We start from the raw sequence: 17921 nt of genomic DNA on the forward strand, positions 1-17921 counted from the left end.
ATCCCTTGCCCCGTCGCCCGTGGCCGCCGTCTGCGGTGCCGGGGTCAGGGCGTCGCTTCGGCGTTCCAGGCCGCGACCTTGGCCTGGGCTTTAGCCACCGCGGCAATGGCAGCGGTGCGCCACCGCAGGGCGCACCGCATCGCCACGCCCGAATGCCGCCGCATCTGCGGGGTGGGTTTCATTCGGGGTCGTAATCGAGGTTGGAGGCCAGCCACCTCTCCGCCTGCGCACGGTCCACGCCCTTGCGCCGCGCGTAGTCGGCCACCTGTTCCTTGGACACCCGGCCGACCACGAAGTACTGGCTCCGCGGATGGCTGAAGTAATAGCCGGACACCGCCGCCGCCGGCAGCATCGCGAAGCCTTCGGTCAGGATCATGCCGGCGTTGCGCTCGGCGTCGAGCAGGTCGAACAGGGTGCGCTTCTCGCTGTGCTCGGGGCAGGCGGGGTAGCCGGGGGCGGGGCGGATGCCGCTGTATTTCTCGGCGATCAGCGCCTCGTTGTCGAGCGCTTCGTCCGCCGCGTAGCCCCAGAATTCGGTGCGCACGCGGTGGTGCAGGCGTTCGGCCAGCGCTTCGGCCAGACGGTCGGCCAGCGCCTTGAGCAGGATCGCGTTGTAGTCGTCGAACTCGGCGCGGAAGCGCTCCAGGTGCGGCTCGATGCCGAGGCCGGCGGTGACGGCGAAACCGCCGATCCAGTCCTGTTTGCCGCTGTCTTCGGGCGCGATGAAGTCGGCCAGGCAGAAATCCGGGCGCTCGGCGGGCTTGTCCACCTGCTGGCGCAGGAAGTGCAGGGTGGTGTGAAGCCCCTCTCCCTTCGGGAGAGGGGTTGGGGTGAGGGGCGAACGGAGTCCGGGTGGTTCGGACATTACTGACTCCGCTTGCCCCTCATCCGCCCTTCGGGCACCTGCATTCGGCATATCCATGTGCCTCTCCCTTAGGGCGGCTTCGCCGTGCGCTCCGGCTCCTGCCGGAGCGTCTCCCGGAGGGAGAAGGGAAAGCACAACATCGTCGCCGCGGCTGTTGGCCGGCCACAGCCCGAACACCGCCTTGGCGGTCAGCCACTTTTCCGCAATGACCTTGTCCAGCATGGCGCGCGCATCGCGGTACAGCTCGCTGGCCTGGGTGCCGACGATTTCGTCGGTGAGAATCGCCGGGAACTTGCCGGCCAGCTCCCACGCGCTGAAGAACGGCGACCAGTCGATGAACGGCAGCAGGTCGTCCAGCGGCCAGTCGTCGAACACGTGCAGGCCCGGTTGCTTCGGCGTTGGCGGATCGTACTGCGACCAGTCGCAGGTGAAGCGCTGGCCGCGCGCATGTTCCAGCGACACCAGCCGCTTGGCGTCGCCGCGGTTGCGGTGGCGCTGGCGGATCTCGGCGTAGTCGGCCTCGTTGGCGGCCACGAACGGGCCGCGCAGTTCCTCGGAAATCAGCGACTGCGCCACGCCGACCGCGCGCGAGGCGTCCTTCACCCAGATCGTCGGCGATTTGTAGTGCGGGTCGATCTTCAGCGCGGTATGCGCGCGCGAGGTGGTGGCGCCGCCGATCATCAGCGGGATGCTCATGCCCTGCCGCTGCATCTCGCGCGCGACGTGGCTCATCTCCTCCAGCGACGGGGTGATAAGGCCCGAAACGCCGATCAAATCGGCGTTTTCCGCCACCGCGGTGTCGATGATCTTCTGCGCCGGCACCATCACCCCGAGGTCGATCACCTCGAAGTTGTTGCAGGCCAGGACCACGCCGACGATGTTCTTGCCGATGTCGTGCACGTCGCCCTTGACCGTGGCCATCACGATCTTGCCATTGCTCTTGCCGACGTCGCCGGTACGCAGCTTCTCGGCCTCGATGAACGGCAGCAGGTAGGCCACCGCCTTCTTCATCACCCGCGCGGACTTGACCACCTGCGGCAGGAACATCTTGCCGGCGCCGAACAAATCGCCGACCACGTTCATGCCGTCCATCAGCGGGCCTTCGATCACGTCCAGCGGGCGCGTGGCCTGTTGCCGGGCTTCCTCGGTGTCTTCCTCGACCCACGCGTCCAGCCCGTGCACCAGCGCGTGCGCCAGCCGCTCGCGCACCGGCTTTTCGCGCCAGCCCAGGTCCTCGGCCTTTTTCTCGCCTTTCCTGCCCTTGTAGCGTTCGGCGATTTCCAGCAGGCGCTCGGTGCCGTCCTTGCGGCGGTTGAGGATCACGTCCTCCACGCGCTCGCGCAGTTCCGGGTCGAGCTGGTCGTAGATCGGCAACGCGCCGGCGTTGACGATGCCCATGTCCATGCCGGCCTTGATCGCGTGGTACAGGAACACCGAGTGGATCGCCTGCCGCACCGTCTCGTTGCCGCGGAACGAGAACGACACGTTCGACACGCCGCCGGACACGTGGCAATGCGGCAGCGTCTGCTTGATGATGCGGGTGGCCTCGATGAAGTCCACCGCGTAGTTGTCGTGCTCCTCGATGCCGGTGGCGACGGCGAAGATGTTGGGGTCGAAGATGATGTCCTGCGGCGGGAAGCCGACCTGCTCGACGAGGATGCGGTAGGCGCGGGTGCAGATTTCCACCTTGCGCGCGCAGGTGTCGGCCTGGCCTTCTTCATCGAAGGCCATCACCACCGCGGCGGCGCCATAGCGGCGCACCAGCCTGGCGTGTTCGATGAAGGCCGCTTCGCCTTCCTTCATCGAGATCGAGTTGACCACGCTCTTGCCCTGCAGGCATTTCAGGCCGGCCTCGATCACGCTCCACTTCGACGAATCGACCATTACCGGGATGCGGGCGATGTCCGGCTCGGACATGATCAGGTTGAGGAAGCGGGTCATCGCCTTCTCGGAGTCGATCAGGCCCTCGTCCATGTTGACGTCGAGGATCTGCGCGCCGCTGGCCACCTGCTGGCGCGCCACTTCCACCGCTTCCTCGTAGCGGTCTTCCTTGATCAGCTTCTTGAACTGCGCGCTGCCGGTGACGTTGGTGCGCTCGCCGACGTTGACGAACAGCAGGTCGGGGGTGATGACCAGCGGTTCCAGCCCGGACAGGCGGGTATGCGGTTGCGTGCTCATGCGGCCTGCTCCTGCGCCTGTGGCAATGCGCGCGGCGGCACCCCGGCCACCGCCTCGGCAATCGCCTTGATGTGCGCCGGGGTGGTGCCGCAGCAGCCGCCGACCAGGTTCAACAAGCCGGAGGTGGCGAACTCCTTCAGCGTGGCGGCCATTTCCTCCGGCGTCTCGTCGTATTCGCCGAAGGCGTTGGGCAGGCCGGCATTCGGGTGGGCGCTGACGTAGCCGCTGGACACCTGCGCCAACGTTTCCACGTGCGGGCGCATGTCGGTCGCGCCGAGCGCGCAGTTGAAGCCGATCGACAGCGGCTGGCCATGCGCGACCGAGGCATGGAAGGCTTCGGCGGTCTGCCCGGACAGGGTGCGGCCGGAGGCATCGGTGATGGTGCCGGAGATCATCACCGGCAGGCGGCCGCCGCGCGCGTCGAAGGCTTCCTCGATCGCGAACAGCGCGGCCTTGGCATTGAGCGTGTCGAAGATGGTTTCCACCATCAGCGTGTCGGCGCCGCCGTCGATCAGGCCGTCGATGGCCTCGCGGTAGGTGGTGCGCAGCTCGTCGAAGCTGGTGTTGCGGAAGCCGGGGTCGTTGACGTTGGGGCTGATCGAGGCGGTGCGGCTGGTCGGGCCGAGCACGCCGATGACGAAGCGCGGCTTGTCCGGCGTGAGCGCCTCGATGGCGTCGCAGCATTGCCGCGCCACCTGCGCGCCGGCCTTGTTCAATTCGTAGACCAGGTGTTCGAGATGGTAGTCGGCCTGGCTGACCGAGGTGGCATTGAAAGTATTGGTCTCGACCAGGTCGGCGCCGGCTTGCAGGTATTCGGTATGGATGCCGGCGATGACATCGGGCTTGCTCAGCAGCAGCAGGTCGTTGTTGCCTTTCAGGTCATGGCCGCAGCCGGGGCCGTGCACATGGGCGCTGTCGAAGCCATCGACGAAGCGCTGCCCGCGATAGTCGGCTTCCTCCAACCCGTGGCGCTGGATCATCGTGCCCATCGCGCCGTCGATGATCAGGATGCGCTGCTCAAGGGCGCGCAGCAGCTTGGCGACGCGGTCGGGGTGGAGCCAGGGGAGGGCTTGCATGGGGCGGGCCGTGAAGTTGGGGCGGGGGAGGTGCGTGGACAGCGGCGGTGCTTCGATGGGTCAGGGGCGGTGGGCGATCAGCGAGATCACCTCGAAATGCGGCGGGCGCTTCTCGCGGGTGACGGTTTCCAGGCTGGACACGTCCAGCCCGGCCTTCTCGACGAACCTGCGCAGCTCCTTGCCGGTGAAGCCGAGGTTGACGTGGCCATAGGCTTCCACCGCGGCCTTGTGCTCGTGGCGGGCAAGGCTGCACAGCATCAGCCGGCCGCCCGGGCGCAGCACCCGCGCGCATTCAGCCACGGCCTTGGCCGGCTGGTTGGCGTAGGTGAGGGCATGCATCAGCACCACGAGGTCGAAGCTGCCATCGTCGAATGGCAGCTTGTGCATGTCGCCTTCGCGGACCTCGACGTTGGGCAGCTTGCGCAGGCGCTCGCTGGCGGCGGCGACCACGCGGGCGCTGGTATCGACGCAGACGTAGCGCTGCGCATGCGGCGCCAGCAGTTCGGCCAGCACGCCGTCGCCGGAGGCGATGTCGAGCACGTCGCCGGTTTCCAGCAGCGGCAGCGCGCTGCGCGCCATCGCTTCCCAGGTGCGGCCGGGCGAGTAATGGCGCTCCATGTCGCCGGCCACGCTGTCGGCCCAGTTCTGGTCGGCGGCGCGCATCGCCAGCACCGACGGCACGCGCTCGGCGTCCTGGCGCAGCAGCGGGTCGTCGCTGCCGGTGCTCAACGCATGCCACAATGCGCGCTGCGCCGGGTCCAGCGCGGCCTCGTCGAAGCGGTAGTAGGCCGACACGCCGGCACGGCGGTCGCGCACCAGCCCGGCTTCCTTCAATCGGGCCAGATGGGTGGAAACACGCGGCTGCGCCAGCGTGGTGATGGCCGACAGCTCGGCCACGGTCAATTCCTCCTGCTCCAGCAGGGTCAGCAGGCGCACGCGGGTGGCGTCGGCGAACACCTTCAGGCGGGTCGACCAGTCTTCCAGATCCATAAATATCTACCTATCGCGATATAGAGATATTCTGCTGCCGCGGTGCGGCAAGGTCAAGGCGCGCATGGGCCAGCGGCGGTTGCGATGGTTACAATCGCAACTTCGCAATGCCCTGGGAGGGGTGCAGTGGATTTCAGCTTCAACGAAGAACAACTGATGTTGCAGGACGTGGCCCGCCGCATCGCCCAAGAGAAGATCGCGCCGAGCGCCGAACATCACGACGCCACCGGCGAGTACCCGCTGGAGAACATCCGCCTGCTCGGCGAGAACGGGCTGATGGGCATCGAGGTGCCGGTCGAGTACGGCGGCGCCGGCATGGACCCGGTGTCCAGCGTGCTGGCCATCGTCGAGGTGTCCGCCGCGGACGCCGCGCACGCCACCATCATGTCGGTCAACAACTCGCTGTTCTGCAACGCCGTGCTCAACCACGGCAGCGAGGAGCAGAAGCAGCTGTACGTGCGCGCGATCGCCGAGGGCCGCGAGATCGGCGCGTTCGCGCTGACCGAGTCGCAATCCGGCTCGGACGCCACCGCGATGCGCTGCCGTGCGGTGAAGCAGGCCGACGGTTCCTACGTGATCAACGGCCAGAAGAGCTGGATCACCTCCGGCCCGGTGGCGCGCTACATCGTGCTGTTCGCGATGACCGACCCGGCGCAGGGCGCCCGCGGCGTCACCGCCTTCATGATCGACGCCACCCGCCCGGGTTTCGGCCGCGGCAAGACCGAGCCGAAGCTGGGCGTGCGCGCCTCGGCCACCTGCGAGATCGAGTTCCAGGACTACGTGGCGCGGCCCGAGGATGTGCTGGGCGTGGAAGGGCAGGGCTTCAAGATCGCGATGAGCCTGCTCGACTCCGGCCGCATCGGCATCGCCTCGCAGGCGGTGGGCATCGCCCGCGCCGCCTACGAGGCGTCGGTGGCCTATGTGCGGGAGCGCAAGTCGTTCGGTGCACCGATCGGCAGCTTCCAGATGATCCAGGCCAAGATCGCCGACATGAAGTGCAAGCTCGACGCGGCGTTGCTGCTGACCCTGCGCGCGGCGTGGACCAAGGCGCAGGGCAAGCGCTTCTCCACCGAGGCCGCGGTGGCCAAGCTGACCGCCTCGGAAGCGGCGATGTGGATCGCGCATCAGGCCGTGCAGATCCACGGCGGCATGGGCTATTCCAAGGAAATGCCGCTGGAGCGCTATTTCCGCGACGCCAAGATCACCGAGATCTACGAAGGCACCAGCGAGATCCAGCGCATGGTCATCGCACGCAACGAAACCGGCGTGCGCTGAGGCCCGTAGGAGCGCACCTTGGTGCGCGATGAAGCTTTTGCTTTTCCGGTAAAACTCCATCGCGCACCAAGGTGCGCTCCTACATGAAAAGAAGCCCCAGCATTGCCGGGGCTTCGTCGTTGCGGGGCTGCGTTTCCGCTCAGCGATCCTGCTGCACGGTGCGCACCTTGTGCTGCTCGATGTACTGCTTCGACTGTTCGTCCAGCTTGTCGCCCAGCACGCGGCGCACGGTGACGAAGAACAGCGGGATCAGCAGCACGCCGATGATGGTGGCGAACAGCATGCCGCCGATGACGCCGGTGCCCAGCGAATGGCGGGCGTTGGCGCCGGCGCCGCTGGAAATGGCCATCGGCAGCACGCCGAGGATGAACGCGAAGGAGGTCATCAGGATCGGGCGGAAGCGCAGGTGCGCGGCCTCGATCGCCGCCTCGCGCAGGGTCTTGCCGGCGGCGCGCTGCTCGACCGCGAATTCCACGATCAGGATCGCGTTCTTCGCCGCAAGGCCAATCACCGTGACCATGCCGATCTTGAAGTACAGGTCGTTCGGCAACCCGCGCATCAGCGAGAACACCACCGCGCCGAGGATGCCGACCGGCACCACCAGCAGCACCGACACCGGGATCGACCAGCTCTCGTACAGCGCGGCCAGGCACAGGAACACCACCACGATCGACAGCACCATCAGCAGGGTGGCGGCGTTGCCGGCGAGGATTTCCTGGTAGGACATGCCGCTCCAGTCGTAGCCGAAACCGGCCGGCAGCTTGTCGTGCACCAGGTTCTCCATCGTCGTCATCGCCTGCCCGGAGCTGCCGCCCGGTGCCGGCGAGCCGACGATGTTCACCGCCGAATAGCCGTTGTAGCGGCTCAGCGCCGGCGGCGCGTAGATCCAGTCGGACTTGACCACGGTGCTGAGCGGGATCATCGCCGGCTGGCCGTCGGCGTCGGTGCTCAGCGAGCTGGGCACGTAGTAGCTGCGCAGCGATTCGGGGCCGGTGCGGAAGGCGGCATCGGCCTGCATGTTCACCCGCTTGATGCGGCCGCCGTAGAAGAAGTCGTTGACGTACACCGGCGCCAGCATCATCTGCAACGCGGTGTAGACGTCGTTGACCGCCACGCCCATCGCCTGCGCCTGCACGCGGTCCACCTTCAGCTGCAGCTGCGGCGAGTTCTCCAGCGTGTTCGGGCGCACGCCGACCAGTGACTTGTCGGCGGACGCGGCGCCGAGCAGGGTGTTGCGCGCGTCCATCAGCGCGTCCTGGCCGGCGCCGGCGCGGTCCTGCAGCCACATGTCGAAGCCGCCGAACTGGCCCAGGCCCTGCACGGTGGGCAGGTTGACCAGGAACACCTGCGCGTCCTTGATGCCGCCGAAGGCCTTCATGTTCATCTTCTGGATGAACTCCGGCGCGGTCTCGTCGCGCTCGCCCCAGTCCTTGAGCCGGATGAAGGCCATGCCGACGTTCTCGCCGGAGCCGACGAAGCTGAAGCCGGTGACCTGCATCATGCCCTCGAACGACGGGTCGTCCTGCATCAGCCCCAGCAACTGGTCGAACACCACGCCGGTGCGGCTCTTGGTCGCGCCCGGTGGCAGCTGCACGATGGCCAGCGCATAGCCCTGGTCCTCTTCCGGCAGGAAGCTGCCCGGCAGGCGGGTGAACAGCAGGCCGCACAGCGCGACCAGCAGCGCGAACACCATCAGCCAGCGCGGGCTGTGCCTGAGGACGCTGCCGACGGTGCCGACGTAGCCCTTCTCGAGCCGGCCGTAATAGGTGTTGAAGGTGCGGTAGACCCAGTTCGGGTTGTCGTTGTGGGTCGGCTTGAGGAAGGCCGCGCACAGCGCCGGGGTGAAGCTCAGCGCCAGCAGCGCCGAGAAGCCCATCGACATGGCGATGGTCAGCGCGAACTGCTTGTAGATTTCGCCCGAGGCACCGGGCTGCATCGCGCTGGGGATGAACACCGCCGCCAGCACCACGGTGATGGCCACCACCGCGCCAGTGATCTGGCCCATCGCCTTCTGCGTGGCCGGCTTCGGGTCGAGCTGGTCTTCGCTCATGATGCGCTCGACGTTCTCGATCACCACGATCGCGTCGTCGACCACGATGCCGATCGCCAGCACCATCGCGAACAGCGTGAGCTGGTTGATGGTGAAGCCGATCGCCAGCATGCCCATGAAGGTGCCCAGCAGCGCCACCGGGATCACCAGCGTCGGGATGATCGTCGCGCGGAAGTTCTGCAGGAAGATCAGCATCACCAGAAACACCAGCACGATGGCTTCCACCAGCGTGTGGATCACTTCCTTGATCGAGATGTTGACGAAGGTGGTGCTGTCGAACGGGGTGAACCAGCTCACGCCCTGCGGGAAGCTGCCGGCCAGGTCGTCCATCTTGGCGCGCACCGCGCGGGACACGTCCAGCGCGTTGGCGCCGGGCAGCAGCTGGATGGCGAAGGCGGCCACCGGCTTGCCGTTGTAGCGGGTGTCGAAGCCGTAGTTGGAGGCACCGAAGGCGACGCGGGCCACGTCCTTCAGCCTAACCACGCTGCCGTCGGCGTTGGCCCGCAGGATGGTGTTCTCGAATTCCTCCGGCGTGCTGTAGCGGCCTTCGGCGGCGACGGTGGCGGTGAACGCCTGCCCGTTCGGGGCCGGGTCGCCGCCCACCGAGCCGGCGGAGAACTGCAGGTTCTGGGTGCCGATGGCGTTGTACACGTCGGTGGCCGACAGGTGGTAGCCCTGCAGCTTCTCCGGGTTCAGCCAGATGCGCATGGCGTACTCTGAGCCGAACTGCTGGGTGCTGCCGACGCCGGGCACGCGCGAGATCTGCTCCAGCACGCGCGAGCCGACGATGTCGTTGAGCGCGTCGCGGTCCACCGTGCCATCGTCCGAACGCACGCCCACGGCCATCAGGAAGCCGGCGTTGGCCTTGGCCACCACCACGCCCTGCTTGGTCACTTCCGAGGGCAGGCGCGGGGTCGCCAGCGCCACCTTGTTCTGCACCTGCACCTGGGCGATGTCGGCATCGGTGCCGCTGTCGAAGGTGAGGGTGATGTTCACCCGCCCGGTGGAGGACGAGGAGGAGCTGAAGTAGACCAGATTGTCGATGCCGGTCAGCTGCTGCTCGATCACCTGGGTGACCGACTTCTCGGCGGTGGCGGCGCTGGCGCCGGGGTAGTTGGCCGACACGGTGACCTGCGGCGGCGCCACGCTGGGGTAGGACTCCACGCCCAGGTTGAGGATCGAGATCACGCCGCCAAGCGAGATCAGGATGGCCACCACCCACGCGAATACCGGGTGCTCGATGAAGAATTTGGGCATGGGGAAGCTCCGTCAGTCCTGCTGCGGCTGCGCCGGGACGGCGGCGGGCTTGGCCGCGGCCGGCTGCCACGGCATCGGCTTGGCCGGCTCGCCCGGCTTGACCTTCTGCAGGCCCGAGGCGATCACCTGGTCGCCGGCTTCCAGCCCGGCCGACACCAGCCAGTTGCCGCCCTGCTGGCCGTCCAGCACCAGGTCCTTGCGCACCACGTTGCCGTCCTTGCCGACCACCAGCGCGTAGCCGCCCTGCGCGTCGCGCTGCACCGCCTGCTGCGGCACCAGGAAGGCGTTGTTGCGCTGGCCGAGGTTGGCCTTGAAGCTGACGAACGAGCCGGGCAGCAGGATGTGCTCCGGGTTGGGCAGCTGCGCGCGCAGCGACACCGCGCCGGTGGCCGGGTCCACGGTGGTCGCCGAGAAGTCCAGCGTGCCCTCGTGCGCGTACGGGGTGCCGTCGGGCAGGTTGACCTGCACCGTGGTCTTGCCGTCGCCGGCCAGCGCCACCGCGCCCTTGTCCTGTGCGGCGCGCAGCCCGCTCAGTTCGTCGGCGGTCATCGAGAAGTTGACGTACAGCGGGTCGATCTGGTCGATGGTGGTCAGCAGCGTGGCTTCGTTCTGGCCGACCAGCGCGCCCTCGGTCACCTGCTGCTTGCCGGCCAGGCCGGCGATCGGTGCGGTGACGTTGGCATAGCCGAGGTTGATGCGGGCGCTGGTGACCGCTGCCTGCGCCTGCTGCACGGCGGCGGCGCTACTGCGCTCGGCGGCTTCGGCATTGTCCAGGTCCGAGCGCGATACGTAGTTCTGCGGCGCCAGCGTGCGGGCGCGCTCGGCGGTGGCCTTGGCGTTGGCGTGGGTGGCGCGGGCCGAGGCCAGCGCGGCTTCGGCCGAGGCCAGCGACGCGCGCAGCGGCGCCGGGTCGATCTGGAACAGCGCCTGGCCCTCCTTGACGCTGCTGCCTTCCTCGTAGACGCGCTTGAGCAGCACGCCGGAAACGCGGGCGCGCACGTCGGCCGAGCGGAACGGCGATAGGCGCCCGACCAGCTCGCGCTGCAACGGCAGCGTCTGCGGCTTGGCCTCGATGACGCCGACCTCCGGCGGGGGCGGGGCCTGCTGTTCCTGTTGGTTCCTGCAGGCGGCCAGGCCCAGGGTCATGGCGCCGGCGAGGGCGAGGATGCGCAGCGGAGAGGTCATCGGGGGAGCTCCGGGAGGTTGTTCAGCGGGTGCCGGGGATGCCGGCCGGCGGTGCCGGGAAGGCACGCAGGAAGGCATCGACGGCGAATTCGGCCCAGCGGCGGCGCTGCTTCGGATCGTCGCGACAGGGGGCATGGAAACGTTGGCGTTCGAAATCCTGACCGGCAATCATGCTGACCAGCATCTCGGCGATGAAATGCGGATCGTCATGGATGATGCGCCCGCGCGCCATCTCGGTTCGTATCCATTCAGCCAACTGCCCGCGCAGGGCCTCGGCCCCGCCCTGGTACAGCGAGCGGGCTTCTTCGCGGAACTCGGCGGCGCCGGTGGCGATCAACTGCGCGGTCTGGCGGTTGCGGGGCTGGTTGCGATGTTCCAGATAACGCAGCGCGAAATCCAGCAGGACCTCGCGCAGCGGGCGTTCGTCGCCGCTGGCCAGCGGCGCGGCGGCAGCCGACATGCTCTGCCGCACAACCTGGCCGAGCAGTTCGCGCCTGCTGCCATAGCGGCTGTAGAGGGTCTGCTTGGAGCAGCCCACGTGCGCGGCCACCGCATCCATGCTCAGGTGCATGCCGTGCACCGCCAGCAGTTCGCGTACGGCATCGAACACGCGCTGGTCGCGTGCCTCGATGGGCGTGGAATCGGAGATCTCTGGGTGCACGAATTGGACTATACCGTCCAGTTCAAAATTTGTAAAACAGCGCGAAAACGTGGCTTTGGCAGTAATGCCGGGGAATATCCTCAAAATGTTTTCCTATGGGAAATATTCAATGAAAACATTCGGTTGGATGTGTTCCGGATGCGGTTTCAGGGCCTGTATTGCGGCCTTGCAGCAATGCCGTGGTGGTTGCGGGGGATACAATTTCGGTCTCCCCTGGAGCATCACTGAAGCTCAATCATGAAACCGCAAAAAAACGCTGCCAAATCCGCAAGAACGAAATCCCCATCGGCCACCAAGCCGAGTGTTTCCGAAGCCGGTCTGTCGCTGGAGCCGGTTTTTGCAGCGTTGCGAACGCGATACCCGGCCGCCGGCCGGGCCGAGGCGGAGGCGTTCGCCTCGGCGTTCTACCGCCGCATGGAGAGCGATGAATTCAGGCTGCACCCGGCCGAGGACTGGGCGGTGCTGGCCGCCGGCATGCTGGAATTCGTGCGCGTGCGCAAGCCGGGCAAGGCCAACGTCCGCGTGTTCAACCCGACCTTGAAGGGCGATGGCTGGGAGTCCAGCCACACCGTGCTGCAGATCGTCAACGACGACATGCCGTTCCTGGTGGACACCGTGTCGCTGGCGCTGGCCGAGCAGGGCATCGGCGTGCACGTGCTGGGCCACCCGGTACTCGACATCGCCCGCGACAAGGCCGGCAGGCTGACCGGCGTGGGCGAGGGCAGCCCGGAGTCGGTGATGCTGTTGGAAATCGATCGCCAGCCGGCCGAGGCGCTGGCGGCGGTGGGCAAGCGCGTCGCCGCCGCGCTTGACGACGTGCGTGCCATCGTCAAGGACTGGGCGCCGATGCGCGACAAGGCGCTGGCGCTGGCCGACGACCTCGGCAGCCGCCCGCTGCCGGTGGGCAACGACGCGCGCGCCGAGGCACAGGAATTCCTGCGCTGGGCCGCCGACAACCATTTCACCTTCTTCGGCTACCGCGAATACAAGGTGGAGAAGCAGGGCAAGGAAGAAGTGCTGGTCGCGCAGAACGGCACCGGCCTGGGCCTGATGCGCGGCAAGGACACCTCCATCGCGCGCCCGGTCAAGGGGCTGGCGGCGCAGGGCCTGAACACCAGCGGCAACCTCGCCGACGCGCTGATCCTGACCAAGACCAATGCCCGCTCGCGCATCCACCGCGGCGGCTACATGGATTACATCGGCGTGCTGGAGTTCGACGCCAAGGGCAAGATCATCGGCGAGAAGCGCTTCCTCGGCCTGTTCACCTCCAGCGCCTACAACCGCCGTCCGTGGGAAATCCCGCTGGTGCGCCTGCGCTACGAGAACGTGATGAAGCACTCGGGCCTGAGCCCGTCCAGCCACAGCGGCAAGGCGCTGCGCCACATCCTCGAATCGCTGCCGCGCGAGGAACTGTTCCAGTCCAGCGAGGACGAACTGTTCCGTACCGCGATGGGCGTGCTCGGCCTGCAGGAGCGCGTGCGCAGCCGCCTGTTCCTGCGCCGCGACAAGTTCAGCCGCTTCCTGTCGGCGCTGGTGTTCCTGCCGCGCGAACGCTTCAACACCGACGTGCGCCTGCGCATCGAAAGCATGCTGCGCGACGAACTGCAGGGCGAGCACGTGGATTCCAGCGTGGTGCTGGGCGATTCGCCGCTGGCGCAGGTGCACCTGATCGTGCGCCCCAAGGCCGGGCAGAACCTGGAACTGGACATCGACAACCTCGAAAAGCGCCTGGCCCACGTGCTGCGCAACTGGCAGGACGACCTGCGCGAAGCGCTGGTCACCAGCCACGGCGAAAGCGAAGGCCTGCGCATCGCCTCGCGCATCGGCAAGGCACTGCCGGCCGGCTACATCGAGGACTCCAGCGCCGAGATCGCCGCCGCCGACGTCGCCCAGCTCGACGCCCTGACCGGCCCGGACGACCTGCGCCTGAGCCTGCAGCCGATCCGCCGCGACGGCGTCGATGGCCTGCGCATGAAGCTGTACCGCCAGCTCAAGGACATCCCGCTGTCCGACGTGCTGCCGATGATGGAGAACATGGGCCTGCGGGTGATGGCCGAGCGCCCGTACCGGCTGGTGGTCGACGACGCGCCGGTCTACGTGCAGGACTTCGAGGTCGAATCGATCGTCGGCGCGATCGACGCGGCCGCCGCCAGCACCGGTTTCAGCGACGCGTTCGCCCGCGTCTGGCACGGCGAAGCCGAGAACGACGGCTTCAACCGCCTGGTGCTGGCCGCCGGGCTGGACTGGAAGCAGGTGTCGGTGCTGCGCGGCTACTGCAAGTACCTGCTGCAGATCGGCGTGCCGTTCTCGCAGGCCTACGTCGAGGGCACCCTCAACCGCTACCCGCTGCTGGCGCGCCTGATCGTCGAACTGTTCGAGGCCCGCTTCGACCCGGCCCCGGCCACCGACAAGGCGACGCAGGACGCGCAGCTGGCGCAGTTCAAGGCGCTGGCCGGCGATGACGCGGCCACCGGCAAGCTGCTCGACGGCGTGGTCAAGGCGCGCGCCGGCAACCGCGACGCGCGCATGGCGCTGGTGCACGAAGCACTGGTCAAGCTGCTCGACGGCGTTTCCAGCCTCGACGAAGACCGTATCCTGCGCAGCTTCATCGGCGTGATCGAAGCCACGCTGCGCACCAGCTATTACATGCCGCGCAAGGACGGCCTGCGCGCCGACGGCGGCCCGGCCGACTACATCAGCTTCAAGCTGGACGCGGCCAAGGTGCCGGACCTGCCCAAGCCGCGCCCGTACCGCGAAATCTGGGTGTGCGGCCCGCGCGTGGAAGGCACCCACCTGCGCTTCGGCCCGGTGGCGCGTGGCGGCCTGCGCTGGTCGGACCGCCGCGAGGACTTCCGCACCGAGGTGCTGGGCCTGGTCAAGGCGCAGATGGTGAAGAACACCGTCATCGTGCCGGTCGGCTCCAAGGGCGGCTTCTTCGCCAAGCAGTTGCCGGACCCGTCCGTCGATCGCGACGCATGGTTCGCCGAGGGCGTGGCCTGCTACAAGCGCTTCATCAACGGCCTGCTCGACATCACCGACAACATCGTCGGCAACAAGATCGTGCCGCCGCAGGGCGTGGTGCGCCACGACGGCGACGACCCGTACCTGGTGGTCGCCGCCGACAAGGGCACCGCGACCTTCTCCGACACCGCCAACGGCATCGCCCGCGCGCACGGCTTCTGGCTGGACGACGCGTTCGCCTCGGGCGGCTCGGTCGGCTACGACCACAAGGGCATGGGCATCACCGCGCGCGGCGCGTGGGAGTCGGTCAAGCGCCACTTCCGTGCGCTGGGCCGCGATTGCCAGAAGCAGGACTTCACCGCGGTCGGCATCGGCGACATGTCCGGCGACGTGTTCGGCAACGGCATGCTGCTGTCCGAGCACATCCGCTTGGTCTGCGCATTCGACCACCGCCACATCTTCCTCGACCCGAACCCGGTGGCGGCCAGTTCGTTCAAGGAACGCGCGCGCATGTTCAAGGTGCCGCGTTCGAGCTGGGCGGACTACGACGCCAAGCTGATCAGCAAGGGCGGCGGCATCTACCCGCGCTCGCTGAAGTCGATCGAGATCACCCCGCAGGTGCGCGAGGCGCTGGGCATCGACGCCGGCATCAAGGCGCTGGCCCCGACCGACCTGATCAACGCCGCGCTGAAGGCGCCAGTGGACCTGCTGTGGAACGGCGGCATCGGCACCTACGTCAAGTCGGCGGCCGAAACCAACGCCGACGTCGGCGACCGCGCCAACAACGCGCTGCGCGTCAACGGCGGCGAACTGCGCTGCAGGATCGTGGGCGAGGGCGGCAACCTGGGCATGACCCAGCTCGGCCGCATCGAGGCCGCGCAGAACGGCGTGCTGCTCAACACCGACTTCATCGACAACTCGGCCGGCGTCGATACCTCCGACCACGAAGTCAACATCAAGATCCTGCTCAACGACGTGGTGCGGGCGAAGAAGCTGACCGTGGACCAGCGCAACAAGCTGCTGGCGTCGATGACCGACGAAGTGGCCGAACTGGTGCTCAACGACAACTACCGCCAGAACCAGGCGCTGAGCCTGATGGAGCGGATGAGCACCAAGCGCCTGGGTTCCAAGCAGCACTTCATCCGCACGCTGGAACAGCAGGGCCTGCTCGACCGCCAGATCGAGTTCCTGCCGTCCGACGCCGAGCTGTCCGCGCGCAAGCTGCGCGGGCAGGGCCTGACCCGCCCGGAGCTGGCGGTGCTGCTGTCCTACTCCAAGATCGTCGCCTTCCAGCAATTGCTGGAGTCGGACATCCCGGAGGACGCCTACCTGTCCAAGGAACTGCTGCGCTATTTCCCGCAGCCGTTGCAGAAGAAGTATGCCGACAGCATGCAGGGCCACCGCCTGAAGCGCGAGATCATCGCCACCGCGGTGACCAACCAGACCATCAACCGCATGGGCGCCACCTTCCTGATGCGCATGCAGGAAGACACCGGCCGCAGCGTGGCCGAGGTCGCCAAGGCCTACACCATCAGCCGCGAGACGCTGGATGCGCGTGCGCTGTGGACGCAGATCGACGCGCTCGACGGCACCTTGCCCGAAGCGGTGCAGGTCGATGCGCTGGAAGTGATCTGGAAGCTGCAGCGTTCGTTCGTACGCTGGCTGCTGAACCGTCCGGGCGCGATGCCGGGCATCACCGCCGCGGTCGAGCGTTACCAAGGGCCGTTCAACGACATCCGCGTCGCCTCGGGCGTGCTGCCGGATTCGCAGCGCCCGGCCTACGAGGCCAGCGTCAAGCAATGGAAGGAGAAGGGCCTGCCGGCGGCGCTGGCGCAACAGCTGTCCGAGCTGCAGTTCCTGGAACCGGCGTTCGACATCATCGAACTGGCCCGCACCCGCAAGCTCAAGCCGGTGGACGTGTCCAAGGTCCACTTCCGCCTCGGCGAGGCCCTGCTGATGCCGTGGCTGTTCGAGCAGATCGACGCGCTGGAGGTCAACGGTCGCTGGCATGCGGTGGCCCGCGGCGTGCTGCGCGACGAACTGGCCTCGCACCAGCGCGTCCTCACCGGGCAGGTGTTGTCGGTGAAGGGTGGCAGCGCCGAAGCCAAGGTGGCCGCATGGCTGGGCCGTGACGACAGCAGCCTGCGCTTCACCCTGGCGATGCTGGCCGAGCTGGCCGAGCAGAAGACGCTGGACTACCCGACCGTCTCGGTTGCGGTGCAGCGTCTTGGCCAACTGGCGATGCACGGGGTCTGACCCCGTGGTCGGGCCTGCGTGGCAGGCCCGACCCGAAAGTTTGCAGCGCAAACTTTCGGCACCGCCCTCGGGCTTGCCTATCCCCGCGGCTGTCGCCGCGCCCCCCTTAACAGAAGGGGGGCTTTGCTCCAGAAAGATGAAGGGTGGGTGCCGACCATTGGTCGGCACTTCCCGTTTGCAACAGCGGAAGAAGGCCCGCGTTACCGTAGGAGCGCACTTCGGTGCGCGATGGGGCATCACCGGGAAAGCCTCTCGCGCACTGAAGTGCGCTCCTACGGGGCAGGGCAGCACGCTTCAGCATTGCGGGTTATCCTCGGCAGCCCGACCGCAACCGACGATGGCCATGTCCCCCCGCATCGCCTTTCTCGCCAGCAACACCGAGGCCGCGCAGCAGGCCCGCGTGCAGATGGCCGCGCGCTATGGCGACCACAAGCCCGACGCCGCCGACGTGCTGTGCCCGCTGGGCGGCGACGGCTTCATGCTGCAGACCCTGCACCGCCACGGCGACAAGGGCAAGCCGGTGTTCGGCATGAAACTGGGCACGGTCGGCTTCCTGATGAACCACTACCGCGACGACGACGACCTGGTCGAGCGCCTGGCGCTGGCCGAGCCGGCGCACCTGCGGCCGCTGGAAATGCTCGCGCTGACCGAGTCGGGCACCAGCACCGGCTCGTTGGCCTACAACGACGTGTCGATGCTGCGGCAGACCCGGCAGGCCGCGCACATCGGCATCGACCTCAACGGCCAGCAGCGCGTGGAAGAGCTGATCTGCGACGGCGTGCTGGTGTCCACCCCGGCCGGCAGCACCGCCTACAACTACTCGGCGCGCGGGCCGATCCTGCCGCTGGGTTCGAACACCATCGCGTTGACGCCGCTGGCACCGTACCGGCCGCGACGCTGGCGCGGGGCCATCCTCAAGGCCGACACCGAGGTGTGCTTCCGCGTGCTCGACCCCTACAAGCGCCCGGTCAGCGTCACCGCCGATTCGCACGAAACCCGCGACGTGGTGGAGGTGACCATCCGCGAATCGCGGCAGCGGCAGGTGACGTTGCTGTTCGACCCGGAACACAACCTGGAAGAGCGCATCCTCAGCGAGCAGTTCGAGTTCTGATGCTGCGTAGGTCGGGGCTACGTCCCCGACGGCCGTGCGCACGAAGCGTCGGGGGC

General features: G+C 67.6%; 10 protein-coding genes. 3 read left to right on the top strand and 7 right to left on the bottom strand.

Features of this window, described 5'->3' with window-relative positions; all coding sequences use genetic code 11:
* Positions 1 to 44: 44 nt before the first annotated feature.
* From MIC98_RS09550 to MIC98_RS09565, 4 genes are read right to left on the bottom strand one after another with little or no spacing between them, the layout of a single operon-like run.
* Positions 45 to 182, bottom strand: coding sequence for a hypothetical protein (locus MIC98_RS09550; protein ID WP_239736990.1), 138 nt, complete (start codon positions 180 to 182; stop codon positions 45 to 47).
* Complete coding sequence (gene metH, locus MIC98_RS09555) at positions 179 to 3043, bottom strand: methionine synthase (protein WP_239736991.1); 2865 nt, start codon at positions 3041 to 3043, stop codon at positions 179 to 181. The genes MIC98_RS09550 and metH overlap by 4 nt, the downstream gene beginning before the upstream one ends.
* Entirely contained in the window at positions 3040 to 4119 is a 1080-nt protein-coding gene (locus tag MIC98_RS09560; protein WP_239736992.1) for a homocysteine S-methyltransferase family protein, read from the bottom strand. Before MIC98_RS09560 ends, metH begins: the two co-directional genes overlap by 4 nt.
* Before the next feature lie 60 nt (positions 4120 to 4179).
* Positions 4180 to 5109 carry an ArsR family transcriptional regulator gene (locus tag MIC98_RS09565; protein WP_239736993.1) on the bottom strand — a complete coding sequence of 310 codons (930 nt, stop codon included), beginning with the start codon at positions 5107 to 5109 and terminating at the stop codon, positions 4180 to 4182.
* Between the two features lie 126 nt (positions 5110 to 5235).
* On the opposite strand from MIC98_RS09565, the gene MIC98_RS09570 reads away from it, so the two are divergent.
* Entirely contained in the window at positions 5236 to 6384 is a 1149-nt protein-coding gene (locus tag MIC98_RS09570) for an acyl-CoA dehydrogenase family protein (protein ID WP_239736994.1), read from the top strand.
* A gap of 139 nt (positions 6385 to 6523) precedes the next feature.
* On the opposite strand, the gene MIC98_RS09575 is transcribed toward MIC98_RS09570, so the two are convergent.
* Genes MIC98_RS09575 through MIC98_RS09585 form a run of 3 tightly spaced genes read right to left on the bottom strand, consistent with a single transcriptional unit; the run spans position 6524 to position 11537 of the window.
* A complete protein-coding gene (locus tag MIC98_RS09575; RefSeq protein WP_057640759.1) occupies positions 6524 to 9691 on the bottom strand; it encodes a multidrug efflux RND transporter permease subunit in 3168 nt (1055 codons plus the stop codon).
* 12 nt (positions 9692 to 9703) lie between these two features.
* Positions 9704 to 10876 carry an efflux RND transporter periplasmic adaptor subunit gene (locus tag MIC98_RS09580; RefSeq protein ID WP_239736995.1) on the bottom strand — a complete coding sequence of 391 codons (1173 nt, stop codon included), beginning with the start codon at positions 10874 to 10876 and terminating at the stop codon, positions 9704 to 9706.
* A gap of 22 nt (positions 10877 to 10898) precedes the next feature.
* Positions 10899 to 11537, bottom strand: coding sequence for a TetR/AcrR family transcriptional regulator (locus tag MIC98_RS09585; RefSeq protein WP_345772156.1), 639 nt, complete (start codon positions 11535 to 11537; stop codon positions 10899 to 10901).
* Positions 11538 to 11774: 237 nt separating this feature from the next.
* Between MIC98_RS09585 and MIC98_RS09590 the strand changes: the two genes are divergently transcribed.
* Entirely contained in the window at positions 11775 to 16754 is a 4980-nt protein-coding gene (locus MIC98_RS09590; protein WP_239736996.1) for an NAD-glutamate dehydrogenase domain-containing protein, read from the top strand.
* Between the two features lie 337 nt (positions 16755 to 17091).
* Positions 17092 to 17865 (top strand): NAD kinase, encoded by a 774-nt coding sequence (locus tag MIC98_RS09595; RefSeq protein WP_239736997.1) that lies wholly within the window; start codon positions 17092 to 17094, stop codon positions 17863 to 17865.
* Positions 17866 to 17921: the final 56 nt, after the last annotated feature.

Source organism: Stenotrophomonas sp. NLF4-10 (assembly GCF_022359915.1).
Taxonomy (GTDB): Bacteria; Pseudomonadota; Gammaproteobacteria; order Xanthomonadales; family Xanthomonadaceae; genus Stenotrophomonas; species Stenotrophomonas daejeonensis.

Coding starts and splice junctions, on each gene's coding strand:
- MIC98_RS09595 (WP_239736997.1), top strand. CDS start 17,092: ATGGCCATGTCCCCCCGCATCGCCTTTCTCGCCAGCAACACCGAGGCC.
- MIC98_RS09590 (WP_239736996.1), top strand. CDS start 11,775: ATGAAACCGCAAAAAAACGCTGCCAAATCCGCAAGAACGAAATCCCCA.
- MIC98_RS09550 (WP_239736990.1), bottom strand. CDS start 182: ATGAAACCCACCCCGCAGATGCGGCGGCATTCGGGCGTGGCGATGCGG.
- MIC98_RS09575 (WP_057640759.1), bottom strand. CDS start 9,691: ATGCCCAAATTCTTCATCGAGCACCCGGTATTCGCGTGGGTGGTGGCC.
- metH (WP_239736991.1), bottom strand. CDS start 3,043: ATGAGCACGCAACCGCATACCCGCCTGTCCGGGCTGGAACCGCTGGTC.
- MIC98_RS09560 (WP_239736992.1), bottom strand. CDS start 4,119: ATGCAAGCCCTCCCCTGGCTCCACCCCGACCGCGTCGCCAAGCTGCTG.
- MIC98_RS09580 (WP_239736995.1), bottom strand. CDS start 10,876: ATGACCTCTCCGCTGCGCATCCTCGCCCTCGCCGGCGCCATGACCCTG.
- MIC98_RS09565 (WP_239736993.1), bottom strand. CDS start 5,109: ATGGATCTGGAAGACTGGTCGACCCGCCTGAAGGTGTTCGCCGACGCC.